The organism is Halorubrum sp. F4 (assembly GCF_027257195.1).
Lineage (GTDB): Archaea > Halobacteriota > Halobacteria > Halobacteriales > Haloferacaceae > Halorubrum.
Genome location: NZ_JAPDFS010000014.1, coordinates 1 through 19,880, shown reverse-complemented (window position 1 = coordinate 19,880; position 19,880 = coordinate 1). Strand labels below are relative to the sequence as shown.

The following is a 19,880-nucleotide window of genomic DNA, read 5'->3' as shown; positions in this document are numbered from 1 at the left end:
CGCCGACCTCGAGGAGAGCCGGGAGCGACGGGAGGAGATCGACGACGCGTTCGAGACGGTACGACGGGCACGGTCGGAGCTGGAGGACCTCCGGTTCGAACGTTCCACGGAGGAGGCGACCGTCGAGGAGCTCGAATCGGAGCGCGCGGAACTCGAGGCCGACCTCGAGGAGCTCGACGCGCCGGAGGCGGATCCCGACCGGATCGACGACCGGATCGACGACCTCCGGGAGCGGAAACGCGACCTGGACGACACGCTCGGGGAGCTCCGGAGCGTCATCAACTTCAACGAGGACATGCTGGCCGACGGGGACCTCGACATGGGCCCGGTCGGCGTCGACGGAGGGGACGGGACCGAAAGCGACGTCACCGACGCGCTGGTCACCGGCGCGGACCGGACCGTCTGCTGGTCGTGTGGGTCGCGGGTCGAGCGGACCGCGATCGAGGAGACGATCGAGCGACTTCGGGACCTCCACGGGGAGAAGCTCTCCGATCGGAACGATCTCCAGGCGCGGATCGACGAACTCTCCGAGCGGCGGTCGGCAGTCCTGGATCGGACACGCGAGATCGAACGAACGAAGGACCGGCTGTCCGACGTGGCGACCGAACTCGAGGGGTGTCGCGACCGGATCGACGATCTGGACGCGGCGATAGCCGAGAAGGAAACGGAGATAGATCGACTGGAGACCGAGGCCCGAGACGCCGGCGGCCCGGACTACGACGAGGTCGTCGGGCTCCATCGCGACGCCACCGAACTCGAACTCGAGATCGAGGGGATCCGGGACGATCTCGAGGACGTGGACGCCGAGATCGACGACGTCGAGGCGGCGATCGAGGAGCGGGACCGTCTCGAGGACGAACGGGAGGACCTCACGGAGGAACTGGTCGACCTCCGGACCCGCGTTGACCGCATCGAGGCGGACGCAGTCGAGTCGTTCAACGAGCACATGACGGCCGTCCTCGACATCCTCGAGTACGACAACATCGAACGGATCTGGATCGAACGACGGGAGCGTGACGACGCGGGCGGGCGACGAGGGACGGTTCGGACGGAGTCGGAACTCCACGTCGTCCGGTCCACCGACGAGGGCGCGAGCTACCAGGACTCGGTCGCACACCTCTCGGAGAGCGAGCGCGCGGTGACCGGGCTCGTGTTCGCACTGGCGGGCTATCTCGCTCACGAGGTGTACGAGGACATACCGTTCGTGCTGTTGGACTCGCTCGAGGTCATCGACGCGGACCGGATCGCGCGCGTCGTCGAGTACTTCCAGGAGTACGCCGAGTACCTCGTCGTCGCCCTCCTCCCGGAGGACGCCGCCGCGCTCGACGACGGCTACGACGTCGTGGGAGCAGAGGAGTTCTCCGGCGACGTCGACCATCGGTTCATGCCGAACCAGTGACCGACGACGACCGAACACGAAGCCGACGTCGAGGACCGGCGGAAACGACGGGCGAATAGACGGACGAATAGATCGAGAACGACTGGAACGCAAAGCGAGAACGACGCGAATCAGGGCCGAACCGACGGGAACGAGACTGACGACACGGAGGCACACGAGCCGGGAGGGATCCGAGCGCGCGTGGATCCCGGACCGAAACGGTGATCACGCGTTCGATCCTCCCGCCGTCCCAACGACCCACGCGTTCGTCCGCCGCAAATTATCAATTTTCAGTACATGAATTATTTCTGGTTGTTTTCGGCAAGCGTGGGATCCGAACCATTCGTTTACGATCGATCAGATCGGACGGTTCGCCGATACGATGCGTTTCAAGCCGACATTGCCACGTTTCGATCGTGGATGAAAACGGACGGTCGATGTTTCGGCCCTCAGATGAATCCGAAGCTGAATGGCATAGAAACGAGAGTTAGCGGCGCATAGACGGTCGAATACGCCGAGTGAAACGAGGTCGTCCGAACGATCCTCACGGATATCCGCGCACAAGAGGACAATAGATATTATATCTGATATTATCTGTTTTTTATAATTCTAATTAAATTAATCTGCTGCCGGATCAATGCCTGGATCCGTCACTCTCATGCAGAGCGGTCGCGGAGGGTCGGGCGTGTACTGGCTCGAACTCGCGGGCGAGACGGACGCGTTCGCGGCCTACGAGGCGACGGCGGCCGCGACCGGCGTCGAGCTCCTCGCACCCGGCGTCGCACGTGCCGGGAGCGTCGGCGAGGGGATCGACCGGCTGGCGTACACCCGCGCCGCCCACGAGGCGGTCGCCCGGACCGACGCGACGGTCGCCTCGGCGGTCGCCGCCCTCGAGGCCGCACCGATCGATCGGGAAGGAAGCGTCGCGGTCCGTGCCCGCAACGTCCGGAACACGACGGACGTCTCCACGACGGACGCCGAGCGCGCGCTCGGGGGCGTCCTCGTCGACCGCGGCTTCTCGGTCGACCTCGACGACCCCGACCACGTCCTGCGCGCGTTGTTCGCCGCGGGCGAGTGCGCCGACCACGACGCGGTCGACGGCGCGGACGGCGGGACTGCGACCGTCTGTGCGCTCGGCTGGGTCGCCCGGGAGGCGACCCGCGAGTTCGCGCCCGATCCGACCGACCGCCCCTTCTTCCAGCCGGGGAGCATGGCTCCCGCGGACGCCCGCGCGTACGTGAACGTCGCCGGGGCGGCCCCCGGTCGAACCCTGCTCGACCCGATGTGCGGGACCGGCGGGCTCCCGTTGGAGGCGGGGCTCGTCGGAGCCGACACGCTCGCCTGCGACGCCCAGACGAAGATGGTCCGCGGGACGAGGGAGAACCTCCGGGCGTACGTGGGTGACGGGGACGACGGGAGCGACCACGACGGGGCGGACCACGACGATCACCCCGCGTGGCACGTCGTCCGCGGCGACGCCACCGATCTCCCGCTCGTCGACGACGCGGTCGACGGCGTCGCATTCGACGCGCCCTACGGCAGACAGTCCAAGATCGCCCGCCACGAGCTCGCCGACCTCGTCGCCGGCGCGCTCGCGGAGGCCGCCCGCGTCGCCCCCCGTGCCGTCCTCGTCGCCGATCGCGACTGGCGACGTCCCGCCCGCGAGGCGGGATGGGACGTCGCGGCCGCCTTCGAGCGACGAGTCCACCGGTCCCTGACCCGGCACGTGCTGGTGCTCGACCGGACGCGCGGCCGGGAGTGAGCCGGAGACGGGGACCGCCGGGTTCGGCCCGGCTTCGGTCCGGCCCCGGAAGCGACGTGAGAGTGAAACCGAACGTCGGGTTTCCGCGCGGTTCGGTGGCCGTCCGGGCGTCTTTCAGTTTCGCCGCGGCCGGGCAACCGTTAAGTGATCGGCGGGGAGTGGTTCCTCCATGCCCGGGGACGCCGACGACGACATGCTCTCGTGGGACGAGTCGGTGTTCCGCGACGAGTCGGTGTTCGAGATCGACCACGTCCCCGAGACGTTCCGCCACCGCGAGAGCCAACTCGAGAGCCTCAAGTACGCGCTCCGTCCCGCGGTCCGGGGCTCCCGACCGCTCAACACGATCGTCCGGGGACCGCCGGGGACGGGGAAGACCACCGCGGTCCAGAAGCTCTTCACGGAGCTTCGCGCGCGCACCGAGGTCCGGACCGTCCGAGTGAACTGCCAGGTCGACTCGACCCGGTACGCCGTCTTCTCCCGGCTCTTCGAGGGGATCTTCGAGTACGAACCGCCCTCCTCCGGGATCTCCTTCAAGAAGCTGTTCGGCCAGATCACGGACCGGCTCGTCGAGGAGGACGAGGTGCTCGTGGTGGCGCTCGACGACGTGAACTACCTCTTCTACGAGAACGAGGCCTCCGATACGCTCTACTCGCTTTTGCGGGCCCACGAGGCACACTCCGGCGCGAAGATCGGCGTGATCGTCGTCTCCTCGGACCTCTCGCTCGACGTCATCGACGACCTCGACGGCCGGGTCCAGTCGGTGTTCCGCCCAGAGGAGGTGTACTTCCCCGTGTACGACGCGACGGAGATCTACGACATCCTCGGCGAGCGCGCCAAGCGGGGGTTCCACGAGGGCGTCATCGGCGACGCGGAGTTGGATCGGGTTGCCGAGTTGACCGCCGAGAGCGGCGACCTCCGCGTCGGGATCGACCTCCTGCGTCGCGCGGGGCTCAACGCCGAGATGCGCGCCTCCAAGGCGATCGCGATCGAGGACGTCGAGTCCGCCTACGACAAGTCGAAACACGTCCACCTCTCGCGGTCGCTTCGGGGCCTCTCGGACTCCGAGCGGGCGCTCGTCCGCGTGCTCGCGGACGTCGACGGCGAGCAGGCCGGGGCGGTGTACGAGGCGTTCCACGAGGAGACGGACCTCGGGTACACCCGCTACTCGGAGATCATCAACAAGCTCGACCAGCTCGGCGTCCTCGACGCCGAGTACGCCGACGTGGACGGGCGCGGGCGCTCGCGCGAACTCACGCTCGCGTACGACGCCGAGGCGGTGCTCGACCGGTTGGAGTAGCGGGGGCGACGCCGAACCGCCGCCCAGCCCGCGAGCCTACTCCAGCGACTCATCGGGTGGCATCGAACCCGGCAGCCGCTTGCTTGCGCCGTCGCTCGATCTCGGACCGCTCGCCGAACGCGATCTCGTCGCCGGCCGAGCACCACGAGAGCGCCGTCAGTCGGGAGACCGCGGACGCGTCGACGTGTCCCGCATCCCGGAGCGTATCGAGCGCGTCCGGGAGACCGCCGGAAGCGGCGTCGTCGACGGCCACCGGATCCGCGGCGTACAAGTCGGAAACCGTCTCGAATCCGGCCTCGATCAACGTCTCGGCGGCGGCGTCCGACGTCCACGGAAGGTCCGCGAGCGGGACGCCGGCGACCTCGCGTTCGTCCTCCACGAGGACCTCGAGAGGGGGCGAGAGGACGTCAGTGTGGGCGTCATCCATCGCTTCGAGTGCGGAATCGAACCGGTCACGGGCCTGCCGGTAGCGAAGCTTCGAGAGCGTGGACCGTCCATCGAGGTGAGCGTCGATCGCCTCCTGAAAACCCTTCTCGGCGCTTCGAAGCGTCTCGTGGATCGACTCGCGATCCCGTCGGCACGTCCGAACCGCGTGTAGTTCCGATCGCACGTCGTCGAGAACCGCCGCGAGTTCGGCCGCGTCGGAACCGTCGAGACGCTCGACCGCGTCCTCGTACGTGCGGAGCGTCCGCTCGTATCGTTCCGCAGCCGCGTCGAAGTATCCGTCCTCCCGAGCGTTCTCGGCCGCGTTCGTGGCCTCGTCGATCCCGGTTCGGATCGCCTCGGCCGAATCCGGGGGCACATCGGGGTCGGTCGCCGATCCCGGGTCGGAGGGGGTTCCCTCGGCACGGTCCGAATCGATGGATCCGCCGCTCGTCGAACCGTCACCGGCGTTCGAACCCGAGTCGTCAGTCGCCGAGTTCGGACCCGCCGTCGCCGCCGGCCCTGAATTCGCCGGCGGTCCCGAATCACCTGCCGAACCACCGTCGTCACCGATTCCACCGATATCCGACGAACCGGCGTTTCTCCGCCTCGATCGGCGGAACAGTACGCCGCCGGCAGCCAGCACGGTGAGCGCTCCAGCACCGCCGAGGAGGTAGCTCTCGTCGAGCGACGAGATGGCGGTTCCGGCGCCCCCGTCCACCGCGGTGTCGCCGCCTCCCGATCCGGACTCATCGGTTCCGTCCGTCTGTCCTCCATCGGCCTCATCGGTCGGATCGGCCAGCGTTACCGTCGTCGAGTCGCCGTCCGTCCCGCTGTCGATCACGACGTCGAACGTCCCGACGTTCTCCGGACCGGTAGCGAACGTAACCGTCTCCGTGCTCGTTTCGTCGGGTTCGAGTCTCGTCCCGATCGTCTCCGAGCCGAGCCCGTCGACGGAGGCGTTCACCGTCCGATCGGCTTCCGCGTCCCCGTCGTTCGTCACGTCGAAGGAGACCACCAGGTCCCCGCCCGCGTCGATCGGGGCGTTGGTCTCAGTGATGGCCACGTCGAACGTGACCTCGGGGGCGAGCGCCTCCCCATAGACGGCGTCGGTCCGACCGTTCCGGTCGATCACCAGGAGGCTGTACTGACGGTTGCCCTCCGCATCGTACTCGTAAGTGTGAGTGGCCTCCTCGCCGGTCTCGAAGAGATCGCCGGAGAAGTTCCAGAGGTACCGGTCGATCTCGCCATCGGAGTCCGACGCGTCGAAGGTGACTTCCCGTCCCGTCCCCGGGCGATCGGGGGCGTGAGTCGCGGCTGCGGTCGGCGTGGCCGTCGCGTCCCCGCTCGCGATCACGAACACCCGCCCCGAGACGTTGACGAACAGCCGGCCGTCGTGAAACGCGAGGTCCGCACGATACTCGTGACCGCCGAGCGGAAACGTCCAGCGGCGCTCGCCGGTGTCGAGGGCAACCGCGCCGACTTCGCCGGAGAATCCGTCGTAGAGATAGGCGGTGTCGCCGATCACGATCGGCGAGGACTCCGGTCCCGTCGGCCGGCGCGTTTGCCACGCCTCCGATCCCGATTCGCGTTCGTACGCGGTCACCCCCTGTGTGTTCGAGTGGAGCACGTACGCGTCGGTCACGGCGGGCGCGTTCCACGAGTTGCCGGATTCGACGCTCCAGCGCTCCTCGCCGGTGGCCGTGTCGATCGAGAACAGTCGCTCTTGGGACGCGACGTACGCCTCCCCCGGAGCGATAGCCGGGACGCTTCCCTGAAAGTCGTGATCGCCGTCGATCTCGAAGACCCACGCCTCGCTCCGTGAGGTGGCGTCGATCGCGTAGAGTCTCCCACCGCGGCCGGTCGCGGCGTAGACGGTCCCGTCGGCGTACGCCGGCGAGGCCGCGGAGCGGACCTCACCGATCTGCTGTTCCCAGACGCGCTCCCCGGAGTCGGCGTCGAGCGCGACGAGCAGTCCCGCTTCGGTCGAGCGGTCCTCGACGATCGAGTAGACCTCGTCGCCGACGGACACCGGCCCGCCCGTGGGGAAGAAGTCGTCCTGGATCCACCGTACCGACCCGTCGGTTCGGTCCAGCGACAGGACGCCGTTCGGCGCGTTCAGATATATCGACCGATCGTCCGTCGCGAGAGGCCCCGAGACGCCGTTAATCTCGGGACTCGCGCGCCACGATTCGGACTTCGTTTCGAGGTCGATCGCGGCGAGACGCACGTCGCCCGAGTCCGCGGTGGTCTCGGAAGGAGTCTCCGTGAGCGCGTACGCGGTCCCGTCCCGAACGATCGGGTGTTGCTGGCGGAGCGCGCCGCCACCTCCGGTGAATCCCGTCTCGAACAGCCACTCGATCCGCGGGTTGGTCTCCGGACCGAGCCCGTCCGGAACGAATCCGGTCCGGCGACGGTTCCCGTGATACGTCCCCCACACCCCCCTGTCTCGCTCGCCGACGGACGCGAAGGACGTTCGATCGACCGCCGCCGTCGCGGATTCCCCGCGAACGCCGCCGACCGTCGAAATTGCCACAGTTCCGGCGAGCGCCTCCAACACTGATCGTCGTGAGAAGATCCCCATCAGTATCCATCGGTTGACGTGTCCGATGAGTCATAAACGCCTCGCCGGCGACATCCTCGATGCGGCTCTCGACGCTCCGGGACACTCTCCGACGCTCCCGGATTTAAGAGACCACGGCACGCATCCGGGGACATGAAGACGAGCGGCGGCACGGACGCGATGAAACGACGGGCGGGCGAGTCGGCCGCCGAGACGGTCGACGACGGCGACGTGGTCGGCCTGGGGACCGGGTCGACGGCAGCCCACGCGATCCGTGCGATCGGCGAGCGCGTCGACGCCGGGCTCGACGTCCGGGGCGTGGCGACCTCCTTCGCGAGCCGCGAGCTCGCGATCGAGCGTGAGATTCCCCTCGTCGACCTCGACGAGGTCACGGGACCAGACTCGACCGGGATCGACGTCGCCGTCGACGGGGCCGACCGCGTCGCGGACGGCGACCTGATCAAGGGCGGCGGGGGCGCACACGCCCGCGAGAAGCTCGTCGACGCGGCCGCCGACCGGTTCGTCGTCGTCGCCGACCCCTCGAAGGAGACCGCGGTCCTCGATCGACCGGTCCCGGTGGAGGTCCTCCCGAGCGGTCGCGGCGTCGTCGCCGACGCGGTGCGGGAAGCCGGCGGCGAGGCGTCGCTCCGGCGGGCCGAGCGGAAGGACGGTCCCGTCGTCACCGACAACGGGAACCTCCTCCTGGACTGTGCGTTCGGGGAGATCACGGATCCGGGCGCGCTGGCGGCGGGACTCGCGGACACGCCGGGCGTCGTCGAGCACGGACTGTTCGTCGGCCTCGCCGACGAGATCCACGTGGGGACGGCCGAAGGAGTACGGGTACGGGAGGTGTGACCGTACGGGAGGTGGACCACACGGTGGCGCGATCGGGCGATTGCGGCCGCTTCTCGCGGCGAGCGCGTCAAAAAAACGGCAGGGTCGGACGCCTTACAGGTCGCGAGGCTGGACCGTCTTCCGGTCGTTGGCCTCGGCGCGACGCGCAGCGTCTTCGAGCAGCTCGTCCACTTCTTCGTCCAGTGCGTCGTAGAAGTCCGAAGCGACGTTCTTGTCGTCCAGGGCTTCCTTGACTGCCGCTTTGACAATGAGGTCTGCCATGCGATCGGGCGTACCCGTCGGGAGTTAATAAGAGTTCCTGAATTCACCCGCTAGGGACGCCGTGCGGGCGGTTCACGGCGGTGGGGTGGGAGACAGCTATATATATCTTTTGGAGTACGGGGCCGGAAACGAGGCCGTCACGGATCGACGGCTACGAAACCGTGCGTCTCGAGAGGCCGAACATGCGCGAGGAGAACCAGCGAGGAACGGACGGTTCGACGGTCCGCGGAGCACTCGAGGCGCTCGCGGCCGGAGAGATCGGCGTCGCGGAGGCCGAATCGCGGATCACGGGATACGCGACGACGGCCGCGGGCCGGTTCGACGCCGCCCGCGAGGACCGCCGCGGGATCCCCGAGGCGGTTCTCGCGGAGGGGAAACGCCCGGCCGAGACCGCGGCACTGGCGACGACTGCGCTCGAGACGACCGGGAGGGCGCTCGTGACCCGCGCGAGCCCCGACCACGCGGCGGCGGTCAGGGAGGCGGCGGGAAACGTCGCGCCGGACGCCTCGGTCGACCACGACGAGGTGACCCGCACCGTCGTCGTCCACGCCGACGGGTACGAGCCGCCCGCGCTCGCCGCGACCGTCGCGGTCGTGACCGCCGGGACCGCGGACGCCCCGGTGGCCGGCGAGGCGGAGGTCGTCGCCCGCGAGATCGGCGCGGCGATCGATCGGGTCGAGGACGTGGGCGTCGCGAACATCGACCGTCTGCTCGACCAGATCGAGCGGATCCGCGAGGCGGACGTCGTCGTCGTCGCGGCCGGCCGCGAGGGGGCACTCCCCACGGTGGTCGCCGGGTTGGTCGCCGCGCCCGTGATCGCGATCCCGGTCTCGACGGGATACGGCGAGGGGGGCGAGGGGGCGGCCGCGCTCGCCGGGGCGCTCCAGTCGTGTACCGTCCTCACGACGGTGAACGTCGACGCCGGGTTCGTCGCGGGCGCGCAGGCGGGACTCATCGCCCGCGCGATCGACGGTTCCGGAGTCGCCGACGGCGAGGGTGACGCCGATGGCGACGAGGTCGACGGGGCAGGCGTCGACGGAGCAGGCGTCGACGGCGGCGAGTGACCGGCCGTGCCCGACCACCACGTCTACGTGATCGAGTGCGCCGACGGCACCCTCTACACCGGCTACACCACCGACGTGGAACGGCGGGTCGCCGAACACGACGCCGGCGAGGGGGCCAAGTACACCCGCGGACGGACCCCCGTGACGCTTCGATACGTCGAGTCGTTCGACTCGCGGTCGGCGGCGATGTCGCGCGAGCACGCGATCAAGTCGCTGTCGCGTACGGAGAAGGAGGCGCTGATCGAGGACGGGTGATCCCCCGCTCGTTCACTCGACGAGCCGTTCGATCTCGGTGACGAGGATCCCGCTCGCGCCGACCGCCTTCAGTTCCGAGATGGTCGCGAACACGTCGCGCTCCTCGACGACGGCGTGGACCGCGACCATGCCGTTCCCCTCCTCGTCGGCCTCGACGTCCATCACGGTCGGGCCGCCGAGACCGGGGATCACGTCCTTGACCTCGTCTAAGCGATCCGTCGGCGCGTTCATCATCAGGTAGCGCCGGCCGTCGGCGGCCAGCACGGACTCGAAGGCCGTGGTCACCTGCTCGACCTTGGGGTCGTCGACGACGTCCGGGCGGGCGAACAGCCGGACCGAGGAGTCGAGGACGTCGTCGATCACGGCGAGGCGATTCACCTTCAGGGTCGTCCCAGTGGAGGTGATGTCGACGATCGCGTCGGCCATCTCGACGTGGGGGGTCAGCTCCGTCGCGCCGGTGACGGTGACCACGTCGGCGTCGACCCCCATGCGGTCGAGGTAGTTCCGGGTGACGGTCGGGAACTCGGTGGCGATCGTCTTCCCCGCGAGGTCCTCGACCGTCGACACCTCGCCGTCCTCCGGCGCGGCGAGGACGAGGCGACAGGAGCCGTACCCCAGGTCCAGCAGGTCGACGAGGTCGTCCTCGGACGCGTCCGCGGGGTCCGCGACGACGCCGCCGGACTCGGCGGCCTGGTCGAGACCGGTGACGCCGAGATCCGCCGCGCCGTCGCGGACGTACTCGGGGATGTCCGCCGCCCGGACGTAGAGGACCGTCACGTCGGGGTCGACCGTGTCGGCGTACAGCTGTCGGTCGGCGGTCTCCTCGACGTGGAGCCCCGCACGCTCCAGAAGCGAGAGCGTCGGCTCGTGTAGGCGGCCCTTGTTGGGGACGGCGATGCGCATACTGAAGGGTCACGCGGCGAGGGGGAAACGTTTTCGTCCGGCGAGCGAAGCGGCCGCCGATATGAGGTCGATGACAAACGACGAACATGAGGTCGATAACAAACCACGAGTGCGGTGGCGCGCGCCTGCGAGCGCCCGGGAGGGCGCGAGGAGCACGCGCGAGGGAGGGCGAGACGACCCGCCAGCGGTTCTGGCGGGTCGTCGAGGCCGAGGTTGGGGAGGCGTGAGGTGCTGTGCGGTCGCCGTCGGGTGGGATTCGGGGCTGTTCGTCACCGTGTCGATCGCAACGAATTCTACTGAACGGCGGATTCAGAACCTTTCGTACCGAGTCTCGCCCGAACCAGCCAGTACGCGAGGGGGAGACAGCAGGCGAACGCGATCGGCCACACGGTCAGCTGTGAGGTCGGATCGGGCGGCGAGACGAGGCTGCCGACGATCAGTCCGCCGAGGCCGGCGACGACGACGACGGCGGTGGCCCTTTCCACCCGTCCCGGCGGCCGCTCTCGGGGGCGTCCGCGACGCCACCAGAACAGGTAGTAGAACAGCACGATCCCCGAAAGCGGTGCGAAAACGCCCCAGATAGCGGGATGGCGGCTCCCGCGAGCGCGGGCGTCGAAGTTCACCCAAGCGCTGAGCGCGATCCAGACGAACAGCACGAGGGCCGCGCCGAACGCGACGGTGGGTGTGAGTAGGAGGGACACGGTTGGCGTTCCGCCCGATCGGTTGTCAGTCTTCTCCCGCGTGAGGCGAGGCAGTACCGAGCGAGGGTCTCGTCGACACCGCGGTCGACCCGAAGAAATACGTCCGCGCCGCGAAAGGGACCGGTGTGACGAACGCCCTCCTCTCTCGTCTCGGCGACTACTACGATCCCGATCCGCGAGCGACGGTGGTCTGTCTGTTCGGGTCCGCGTTCACGCTGGCGATGATGCTGCCGATCGCGGAACTCGCGAACCCGTACCACGCGTTCGGCGTCTTCGGAACGACGCTGGCGCTTTTCGGTTCGATCGTGATGCTCGTCGACCACTGGCGACGGCGGGGGATGCCGAGCGACTGAGTGCCTGCCGCGCCCGGTGGGGACGACAGTCCCCGCCGCGCCGCTCAAGTGGTTCCGCCGCCAACGACGCGTATCGTGAGCGACGCCGACTCCCCACTCTCGGAGGACCGACCGACCGCCGACCGACCGCTTCGGGTGGACGCTCCGTTCGAGCCCGCGGGCGACCAGCCGGAGGCGATCGAGGCGTTGGTCGAAGGGTTCGAGGCTGGCGCGGACAGGCAGACCCTGCTCGGCGTGACGGGTTCGGGGAAGACCAACACCGTCTCGTGGGTCGCCGAGGAGCTGAACCAACCGACGCTCGTGTTGGCACACAACAAGACGCTCGCCGCCCAGCTGTACGAGGAGTTCCGCGGGCTGTTCCCCGATAACGCCGTCGAGTACTTCGTCTCGTACTACGACTACTACCAGCCGGAGGCCTACGTCGAGCAGACGGACACCTTCATCGACAAGGAGATGTCGATAAACGAGGAGATCGATCGGCTGCGTCACTCCGCGACGCGCTCGCTTCTGACGCGCGACGACGTGATCGTGGTCGCCTCCGTCTCGGCCATCTACGGGCTCGGTGACCCGCAGAACTACCGAGACATGGCGCTCCGCTTGGAGGTCGGCGAGGCGGTGGGCCGCGAGGGGCTACTCGCCGACCTCGTCGACCTCAACTACGAGCGCAACGACGTGGACTTCACGCAGGGCACGTTCCGCGTACGCGGCGACACCGTCGAGATATATCCGATGTACGGCCGGTACGCGGTCCGGGTCGAGCTGTGGGGCGAGGAGATCGACCGGATGGTCAAGGTCGACCCGATGAAGGGGGAGGTCGTGAGCGAGGAGCCCGCGGTCATGCTCCACCCCGCCGAGCACTACTCGATCCCCGACGACAAACTGGAGCAGGCGATGGCGGAGATCGAGGAGCTGATGGAGAAACGCGTTGCCCACTTCGAGCGGCAGGGCGACCTCGTCGCGGCCCAGCGCATCGAGGAGCGGACCACCTTCGACCTCGAGATGCTCGGGGAGGCGGGCTACTGTTCGGGCATCGAGAACTACTCCGTCCACATGGACGACCGCGACACGGGCGACGCCCCCTACACGCTCCTCGATTACTTCCCCGACGACTTCCTCGTCGTCATCGACGAGTCCCACCAGACGATCCCGCAGATCAAAGGGCAGTACGAGGGCGACAAGTCGCGGAAGGACTCGCTCGTCGAGAACGGGTTCCGGCTCCCGACCGCCTACGACAACCGTCCGCTGACGTTCGAGGAGTTCGAGGAGAAGACCGACCGGACGTTGTACGTCTCCGCGACGCCCGGCGAGTACGAGCGCGAGACCTCCGCGAACGTCGTCGAACAGATCGTCCGGCCCACGCACCTCGTCGACCCGAAGGTCGAGGTGACCGACGCGACGGGACAGGTCGAGGACCTCCTCGGGCGCGTCGACGAGCGGATCGACCGCGACGAGCGCGTCCTCGTCACCACGCTCACGAAGCGCATGGCCGAAGATCTCACGGAGTACTTCGAGGAGGCCGGGATCGACGTGGCGTACATGCACGACGAGACGGACACCCTCGAGCGACACGAGATCATCCGCGACCTCCGGCTCGGCAACATCGACGTGCTCGTCGGGATCAACCTGCTGCGGGAGGGCCTCGACATCCCGGAGGTGAGCCTCGTCGCCATCCTCGACGCCGACCAGGAGGGGTTCCTCCGTTCGACCACGACGCTCGTCCAGACGATGGGGCGGGCCGCCCGCAACGTCAACGGCGAGGTGGTCCTCTACGCCGACCGCGTCACGGACTCGATGGACGAGGCGATCGAGGAGACCCAGCGACGCCGGGAGATCCAACTGGCGTACAACGAGGAGCACGGCTTCGAGGCGACGACCATCGACAAGCCGGTCGGCGAGACCAACCTGCCGGGCTCGAAGACGGACACGAGCGGCGTCAGCGTCGGCGACGTCGAGAGCGAGGACGAGGCGAAAGCGCGGATCGAGGCGCTCGAGGAGCGGATGAACGAGGCCGCGAGCAACCTGGAGTTCGAGCTGGCCGCGGACATCCGCGACCGGATCGCGGAGCTGCGTCGGGCGTTCGAGCTCGACGGCGACGAGGAGGGCGTGCCCGCGCCGATGCTCGACGAGTGAGGGAGGCCCTCCTGAGGTGAAACGGGACTTCGTGACGACGCGATCGGTTTCCTCGAGAGGGAGGTGCCGGAATGAAGAAACTGAAATAGGTTATGAAAAGGTAATAGCGTACCCGATATCAGTTATTTAGTGGGCGCGCTCACACGGACACGTATGCTCGGGGACCTCCTCTCGCGGCCGGCCCTCCAGGCGCGGCGGCGGGCGATCGTGAAGACGCTCTGTTACCGGCTGGTGATGGTCCTCGTCACGGTGATCGTCGCCTGGGCGGTCGTCGGCGACGTCGGCGACGCGGTGAACATCGGGATCGTCGCGAACGTCGTGAAGACCGGGACGTACTACCTGTACGAGCGGACCTGGGACCGGATCTCGTGGGGGGTGTCGACGTCGACGTGACCGCCGATTATCACGCGGGCGAGCCGCGGCGACGGGGTTTTTATCGGCCAGCGACCGACCGGGGGACATGTATCGTCGCGCGGTCGTGGCCGGCACGTTCGCCGTCGCGACCGTGGGGTGTACGGACCGGCTCCACGACCTCGCCGCGTCGACGCCGCGGGACCTCTCGGTCGGAAGCCGATACGTGGACGACGACCCGCTCGTTCCCGTGGAGAGCGTGCGTGCGGGGCCGCCGGAGCTCCCGACGCACGCCGTCTCGTTTCGGTCGGCCGACCGAGCGAGGGACGCGATCCGCGCGGATGCGGATCGGACGCTGTCGTTCGTCGACGCGACGTCGTTCATCGACGACGGCGGCGACGCCGTGTTGGTGGTCGTCCAGCGGCTGGCCCCGCCGGGGCTCGACGTCCGACTCGGGTCGGTGAGCCGGATCGGCGACCACGCCCTGCGGATCGCGGCCGACGAGATCGGGCACCGCCCGGGCGACGAGGACGAACTCGCGGTCCACACGCTCCTCGTCCGGCTGGCCGACGAACGCGGGCCGCCGAAGCGCGTCGTCGTCTCCGTCGAGGGCGACCGAACCGGCGTCACGGTCTGAACCGATGAGCCGACGGAGTCGCCGACTCCGTCGATCGGTCCAGCGGATATAAACGCCCCGCCGCCGTCGCATGGATATGGCCTCCACCACCTCCGTCTCCCGCCGCGCGCTCGGGGTCGTCCTGCTCGGGATCGCGACGCTACTGTTCGCCCAGCCGTGGGTCCTTCGGTCGACGGCCGCCGACGTCGGGGTCCCGACGATCGCGGAGCCATCCTCGTGGATCGGACTCGCCCCGCCCGCGCTCGTGGCCGCCGGAGCGGTGACGTTTCTCTCCGGCATCGCCGCCGTTCGCGGTCGAACGCTGAGCGCGCGGGCGAGCCTCGCGGCCCCGATCGTCTGCGTCGCCGTCGGGGTCGCCCTCGGCGTCGGCATCGATCCCGACTCCCTGGCGACGACGGGGATCCCCGTCTCGTCGGTCGTAGTTTCCGGGTTGACGCCGTTCGTCGTCGCCGGCGCCGCGATCGGCGGCTCGTTCGCGCCCGTCGTCCTCGGAGCGACCCGCGAGGACACGGTCGCGCTGCTTGCCGGGGCGATCCTCCTGTTGGTGGGCGTCGGCCTCTCACCCGCGCCGGCACTCGCGCTGGTCGCAGGACTCCTCGGCGGCGGCGGCGCGATCGGGGCGCTGTGGGTCCTCGACGCCGAGAGCTGGCGACCGTGACCCGTTCCGATCGGCCGTGGACCGTTCGACCCGGGACGCGAACGACCGAGGACGGCGCGGGCTCAGTTGTGCGTTGAACAACCATACTTGTATTACTGAAACGTTGTTGGTAATGTTTATGCCGATGGAGCCGGAGAGATTCGACACGGTTCACACGGGGCGATTCATCCGGAACGGGTCACCCGGTCTCGACCGGTAGCCGTACGCTCGTGCCGGATCCGGAACACGTCGACAGTGGCGACGCCGTCCGGCGCATCGACTCGTGGGGCCCGGAGCACACATGAGCACGACGACACACGACACCGCGGTTCACGATCGACTGGAGCGGGCGCGGGACGGATACGAGGACGTAGTGGACGACGACGAACGCGACCGGCTGGTCGCCGAGATCGAGCGCGCGCTCTACGACGGGGCCGACGCCGACGAGGTCGCCGAGGCGACCGTCGATGCGCTCACGGCGCGGATCGAACGCGACCCCGCCTACGACGCGATGGCGGCCCGGGTCGCTCGCAACGACTACTTCCGGCGCGTCACCGGGGAACGTCCGCCCGACGACGAGGACGCCCTCGGCGCGGCGTACCGCGACTCCTTCCGCGAGGCGATCGAGCGCGGGCTCGACGCCGACCTCCTCGACGAGCGGATGGGCGAGTACGACCTCGACCGGCTGGCCGACGCCATCGAACCGAACCGGGACGAGCTGTTCGATTACACCGCGCTCGACACGCTGGAACAGCGGTACTACCTCCGGGAGCCGGACGAGGAGCCGTTCGAGCTGCCGCAGGTCTTCTGGATGCGCGTGGCGATGGGCGTCGCGCTTCGGGAGGACGAAGAGGAGCGGGAGGCACGTGCCGAGGAGTTCTACGAGGTGCTCTCGACGCTGCGGTTCGTCCACTCGACGCCGACCCTGTTCCACGCCGGGACGGCCCACCCGCAGCTCTCCTCGTGTTACCTCACCACCGTCCCCGACGACCTCGAGGGGATCTTCGAGGCGTACAAGGAGCACGCCAAGCTCTCGAAGTGGTCCGGCGGCCTCGGAAACGACTGGACGCCCCTCCGTGCCGACGGCGCGCTGGTCTCCTCGACGGGCGTCGAGTCGACCGGAACGGTCCCGTTCCTGAAGATCTCCAACGACGTGACCGGCGCGATCAACCGCTCCGGGAAGCGCCGCGGGGCCGCGGCCGCCTACCTCGAGGCGTGGCACCTGGACTTCCCCGCCTTCATCGACCTCCGCCGGAACACCGGCGACGAACGCCGCCGCACCCACGACATGAACACCGCGGCGTGGGTGCCCGACCTGTTCATGAAGCGGGTCGAGAACGACCAGAAATGGACGCTGTTCTCGCCCGACGAGGTGCCCGAGCTCCACGGGACCTACGGCGAGGAGTTCGAGGAGCTGTACGAGGAGTACGAGGCGGCCGCCGAGAACGGCGAGCTCCGCCAGTACGAGACGGTCGACGCGAGCGAGCTCTGGCGGGAGACTCTGACGCGCCTGTTCGAGACCGGCCACCCGTGGATCACGTTCAAGGACCCGTGTAACGTCCGGTCGCCGCAGGACCACGTCGGCGTCGTCAACTCCTCGAACCTCTGTACGGAGATCACGCTCAACACGAGCGAGGAGGAGACCGCCGTCTGCAACCTCGGCTCGGTCAACCTCGCGCGCCACATGACGTTCCGCGGCGACGCCGAGGCCCACCCCGCCCCCGACGACGTCGCGGTCGCGGCGCGGGGAAGCGAAGGGGAGGCGTCAGTGGTTTCGGGAGTCGACGGCGACGCGGCCGAGCTCGACGCCGAGCTGTTCGCCGACACCGCCGAGACCGCGATGCGGATGCTCGACAACGTCGTCGACCTCAACTTCTACCCGACGGAGAAGGCCGAGCGCTCCAACATGCGCCATCGTCCCATCGGGCTCGGGATGATGGGGTTCCACGAGGCGCTCCAGCTCGCGCGCGTCCCGATGAACTCCGAGCGCGCCCTCGGGTTCGCCGGGAAGGCCGGCGAGCTGTTGGGCTACCACGCGATCGACAACTCCGCGAAACTGGCGGGAGAGCGCGGCGCGTACGACTCCTTCGAGGGCTCGAAGTGGGACCGCGACCTCCTCCCGCAGGACACGCTCGACCTGCTCGCCGAGGAGCGCGGTCGGGACGTCCCCGTCGACCGCGAGGAGACGCTCGACTGGGACGCGGTCCGCGACCGGATCGCCGAACACGGCATGCGGAACTCCAACACCACCGCGGTCGCGCCCACGGCGACCATCTCCACCATCGCCGGCACCTCCCCCTCCATCGAGCCGCTGTACTCGAACCTCTACGTCAAATCCAACATGTCCGGCGACTTCACCGTCGTCAACGAGCGACTCGTCGCCGACCTCAAAGCCGAGGGGCAGTGGGGATCGGAGGCGCTCGACCTGTTGAAGTACCACGACGGCGCGGTCGGCGATCTCGACCTGCCCGGCGGCCTGTCCGACCTCTACCGCGGGGCCTTCGAGATCGACCCGCGCCACCAGCTCCGGCTGACCGCACGCCGCGGCGCGTGGATCGACCAGAGCCAGTCGCACAACGTCTTCTTCCCGTCGACGGACGGCTCGCTGCTCGACGACGTCTACCGGACCGCCTGGGAGCTGGGGCTGAAGACGACCTACTACCTGCGTACCCTCGGCGCGTCGAGCATCGAGCAGTCGACGCTGGACATGGCCGAGTACGACGACACGCAGTCTCGCGGCGGCGGGTTCGACGGCGACGCGGGGTCGGCAGGTGAGGAGTCGGACGACGATGCCCGCGGCTCCCGCACCGAGGGCGACGCCTGCGACGTCGACGCCGGCGGCTCCGACCTGCCGACCGTCGAGGACCCGACCTGCGAGTCCTGCCAGTAGCGCCGCCGACCGAGAACCGATCGAATCCACCGACACCCACCGACACACACCGACACCCACACGACACATGCCGCTCATCAACACCGACAGCCAGCACGACCCGAACAAGATCCTCCCGATCGACTACGACTGGGCCCGCGAGTACTACCGCGACGGCGTCAACAACAACTGGGTGCCCGAGGAGATCCCGATGGCGGACGACGTCCACCAGTGGGAGGGCGACGAGCTGACCGACGCCGAGCGCCGGCTGGTCGAGTGGAACCTCGGGTTCTTCTCGACGGCCGAGTCGCTGACCGCGAACAACCTCGTGCTCGCCGTCTACGACTACGTCACCGCGCCGGAGTGCCGCCAGTACCTGCTCCGGCAGGCGTACGAGGAGGCGGTCCACACGGACACGTTCATCTACTGCTGTGACTCGCTCGGCTTCGAGCCGGAGTACCTCTACGGGATGTACGACCGGATCCCCGCGATCGAGGCGAAGGACGACTTCGTCGTCGACCTCACCCGATCGATCGACCGGCCGGAGTTCACGATCGAGACCGACGACGACGTCCGCGAGTTCCTGCGTGACCTGATCGGCTTCTACGTGATCATGGAGGGGATCTTCTTCTACGCCGGCTTCGCGATGATGCTCGCGTTGAAGCGACGCGGGAAGATGGTCGGCGTCGGCGAGCAGTTCGAGTACATCATGCGCGACGAGTCGCTCCACCTCAACTTCGGGGTCGAGCTGATCAACACGATCCGCGAGGAGAACCCCGGCGTGTGGACCGAGGCGTTCGAGGCGGAGGTCGACGAACTGATCCGCGAGGCGGTCGAGCTCGAGTCGACCTACGCCGAGGAGGCGTGTCCGCCCGACCTGCTCGGGATGTCGGCGGAGGGGTTCGTCGAGTACGTCGAGTACATCGCCGACCGCCGGCTCACTCAGCTGGGGATGGACGAGCGGTACGGCACGGAGAACCCCTTCCCGTGGATGTCCGAGGCGGTCGACCTCAACCGCGAGGCCAACTTCTTCGAGCGACAGGTGACCGAGTACCAGTCCGGCGGGTCGCTGGACTGGTAGGGCGGGAGGAGGATCCGACCGGCCGTCTCACCGACCGAACGATCCTCTCACCGACCGGGACTCTCAGTCTCCGACTCCAGATCGACGTCGCGGTCGGCCTCGCGGTCCGGGCCGTCGCCGTCGTCGAGGTCGGCATCGACGCCCCCCAGATCCACGTCGCCGGCGACGCCGGCGGCGGTGTCGGCGTCGCGGGTCTCGTTCGTCCGGAGGTCGTCGTCCGCGACCGATTCGAGCTGTTCGAGCGCGCTCTCGATGTCGTCGAGCCCGAGCAGTCTCTCGATCTCCTCGTCGAACTCCTTGCTCTCGAGGCCGTCCATCTGTTGAACGTCCGAACCGGAGAGCGCCTTGCCGTAGCGCCCG

At 68.6% G+C, this 19,880-nt stretch carries 18 protein-coding genes and 1 pseudogene; 14 read left to right on the top strand and 5 right to left on the bottom strand.

The window, feature by feature from the left end; all coding sequences use genetic code 11:
- The 3 genes from OKW78_RS15275 to OKW78_RS15265 all read left to right on the top strand — a co-directional run.
- Window positions 1–1,399, top strand: a 1,399-nt coding sequence (locus OKW78_RS15275) for an archaea-specific SMC-related protein (RefSeq protein WP_281195922.1), incomplete at its 5' end; no start/stop codon positions are given.
- A 637-nt stretch (window positions 1,400–2,036) separates the two neighbouring features.
- The gene (locus OKW78_RS15270; protein WP_281195923.1) at window positions 2,037–3,140 is read left to right on the top strand and encodes a THUMP domain-containing protein; all 1,104 of its coding nucleotides are present in this window, start codon (window positions 2,037–2,039) and stop codon (window positions 3,138–3,140) included.
- 169 nt (window positions 3,141–3,309) lie between these two features.
- Window positions 3,310–4,437, top strand: coding sequence for an ORC1-type DNA replication protein (locus OKW78_RS15265; protein WP_281195921.1), 1,128 nt, complete (start codon window positions 3,310–3,312; stop codon window positions 4,435–4,437).
- A 49-nt stretch (window positions 4,438–4,486) separates the two neighbouring features.
- On the opposite strand, the gene OKW78_RS15260 is transcribed toward OKW78_RS15265, so the two are convergent.
- Complete coding sequence (locus OKW78_RS15260; protein ID WP_281195920.1) at window positions 4,487–7,444, bottom strand: PQQ-binding-like beta-propeller repeat protein; 2,958 nt, start codon at window positions 7,442–7,444, stop codon at window positions 4,487–4,489.
- Window positions 7,445–7,576: 132 nt separating this feature from the next.
- Between OKW78_RS15260 and rpiA the strand changes: the two genes are divergently transcribed.
- Window positions 7,577–8,278, top strand: a complete 702-nt coding sequence (gene rpiA, locus OKW78_RS15255; protein WP_281195919.1) for a ribose-5-phosphate isomerase RpiA — start codon at window positions 7,577–7,579, stop codon at window positions 8,276–8,278.
- 93 nt (window positions 8,279–8,371) lie between these two features.
- Here rpiA and OKW78_RS15250 read toward each other — a convergent pair whose 3' ends face one another.
- Window positions 8,372–8,539: a DUF1931 family protein gene (locus OKW78_RS15250; RefSeq protein WP_004267503.1), complete on the bottom strand. Its 168-nt coding sequence runs from the start codon at window positions 8,537–8,539 to the stop codon at window positions 8,372–8,374.
- A gap of 182 nt (window positions 8,540–8,721) precedes the next feature.
- Here OKW78_RS15250 and larB point away from each other — a divergent pair, with 182 nt between their 5' ends.
- Window positions 8,722–9,603, top strand: coding sequence for a nickel pincer cofactor biosynthesis protein LarB (gene larB / locus OKW78_RS15245; protein ID WP_281195918.1), 882 nt, complete (start codon window positions 8,722–8,724; stop codon window positions 9,601–9,603).
- Between the two features lie 6 nt (window positions 9,604–9,609).
- On the top strand, window positions 9,610–9,858 hold the full coding sequence (locus OKW78_RS15240; protein WP_281195917.1) for a GIY-YIG nuclease family protein: 249 nt from the start codon (window positions 9,610–9,612) through the stop codon (window positions 9,856–9,858).
- A gap of 12 nt (window positions 9,859–9,870) precedes the next feature.
- On the opposite strand, the gene hisG is transcribed toward OKW78_RS15240, so the two are convergent.
- Window positions 9,871–10,761: an ATP phosphoribosyltransferase gene (gene hisG / locus OKW78_RS15235; protein ID WP_281195916.1), complete on the bottom strand. Its 891-nt coding sequence runs from the start codon at window positions 10,759–10,761 to the stop codon at window positions 9,871–9,873.
- Window positions 10,762–10,847: 86 nt separating this feature from the next.
- Between hisG and OKW78_RS15230 the strand changes: the two genes are divergently transcribed.
- On the top strand, window positions 10,848–10,988 hold the full coding sequence (locus OKW78_RS15230; RefSeq protein WP_162498063.1) for a hypothetical protein: 141 nt from the start codon (window positions 10,848–10,850) through the stop codon (window positions 10,986–10,988).
- Between the two features lie 66 nt (window positions 10,989–11,054).
- Here OKW78_RS15230 and OKW78_RS15225 read toward each other — a convergent pair whose 3' ends face one another.
- On the bottom strand, window positions 11,055–11,462 hold the full coding sequence (locus OKW78_RS15225; protein ID WP_281195915.1) for a hypothetical protein: 408 nt from the start codon (window positions 11,460–11,462) through the stop codon (window positions 11,055–11,057).
- Between the two features lie 125 nt (window positions 11,463–11,587).
- Here OKW78_RS15225 and OKW78_RS15220 point away from each other — a divergent pair, with 125 nt between their 5' ends.
- The 7 genes from OKW78_RS15220 to OKW78_RS15190 all read left to right on the top strand — a co-directional run bounded on the left by OKW78_RS15220 (window position 11,588) and on the right by OKW78_RS15190 (window position 19,520).
- Complete coding sequence (locus OKW78_RS15220; protein WP_122105641.1) at window positions 11,588–11,815, top strand: hypothetical protein; 228 nt, start codon at window positions 11,588–11,590, stop codon at window positions 11,813–11,815.
- 75 nt (window positions 11,816–11,890) lie between these two features.
- A complete protein-coding gene (uvrB, locus tag OKW78_RS15215) occupies window positions 11,891–13,945 on the top strand; it encodes an excinuclease ABC subunit UvrB (protein ID WP_281195914.1) in 2,055 nt (684 codons plus the stop codon).
- A gap of 153 nt (window positions 13,946–14,098) precedes the next feature.
- Window positions 14,099–14,338 carry a DUF2061 domain-containing protein gene (locus tag OKW78_RS15210; RefSeq protein WP_281195913.1) on the top strand — a complete coding sequence of 80 codons (240 nt, stop codon included), beginning with the start codon at window positions 14,099–14,101 and terminating at the stop codon, window positions 14,336–14,338.
- 67 nt (window positions 14,339–14,405) lie between these two features.
- Window positions 14,406–14,933, top strand: a complete 528-nt coding sequence (locus OKW78_RS15205; protein WP_281195912.1) for a hypothetical protein — start codon at window positions 14,406–14,408, stop codon at window positions 14,931–14,933.
- A gap of 76 nt (window positions 14,934–15,009) precedes the next feature.
- Window positions 15,010–15,591, top strand: coding sequence for a hypothetical protein (locus tag OKW78_RS15200; protein ID WP_281195911.1), 582 nt, complete (start codon window positions 15,010–15,012; stop codon window positions 15,589–15,591).
- Between the two features lie 280 nt (window positions 15,592–15,871).
- Entirely contained in the window at window positions 15,872–18,460 is a 2,589-nt protein-coding gene (locus OKW78_RS15195; protein ID WP_281195910.1) for a ribonucleoside-diphosphate reductase subunit alpha, read from the top strand.
- A 67-nt stretch (window positions 18,461–18,527) separates the two neighbouring features.
- On the top strand, window positions 18,528–19,520 hold the full coding sequence (locus OKW78_RS15190; protein WP_281195909.1) for a ribonucleotide-diphosphate reductase subunit beta: 993 nt from the start codon (window positions 18,528–18,530) through the stop codon (window positions 19,518–19,520).
- 47 nt (window positions 19,521–19,567) lie between these two features.
- Here OKW78_RS15190 and OKW78_RS15185 read toward each other — a convergent pair.
- Window positions 19,568–19,880, bottom strand: a pseudogene (locus OKW78_RS15185) (phosphoesterase); the annotation flags it as partial.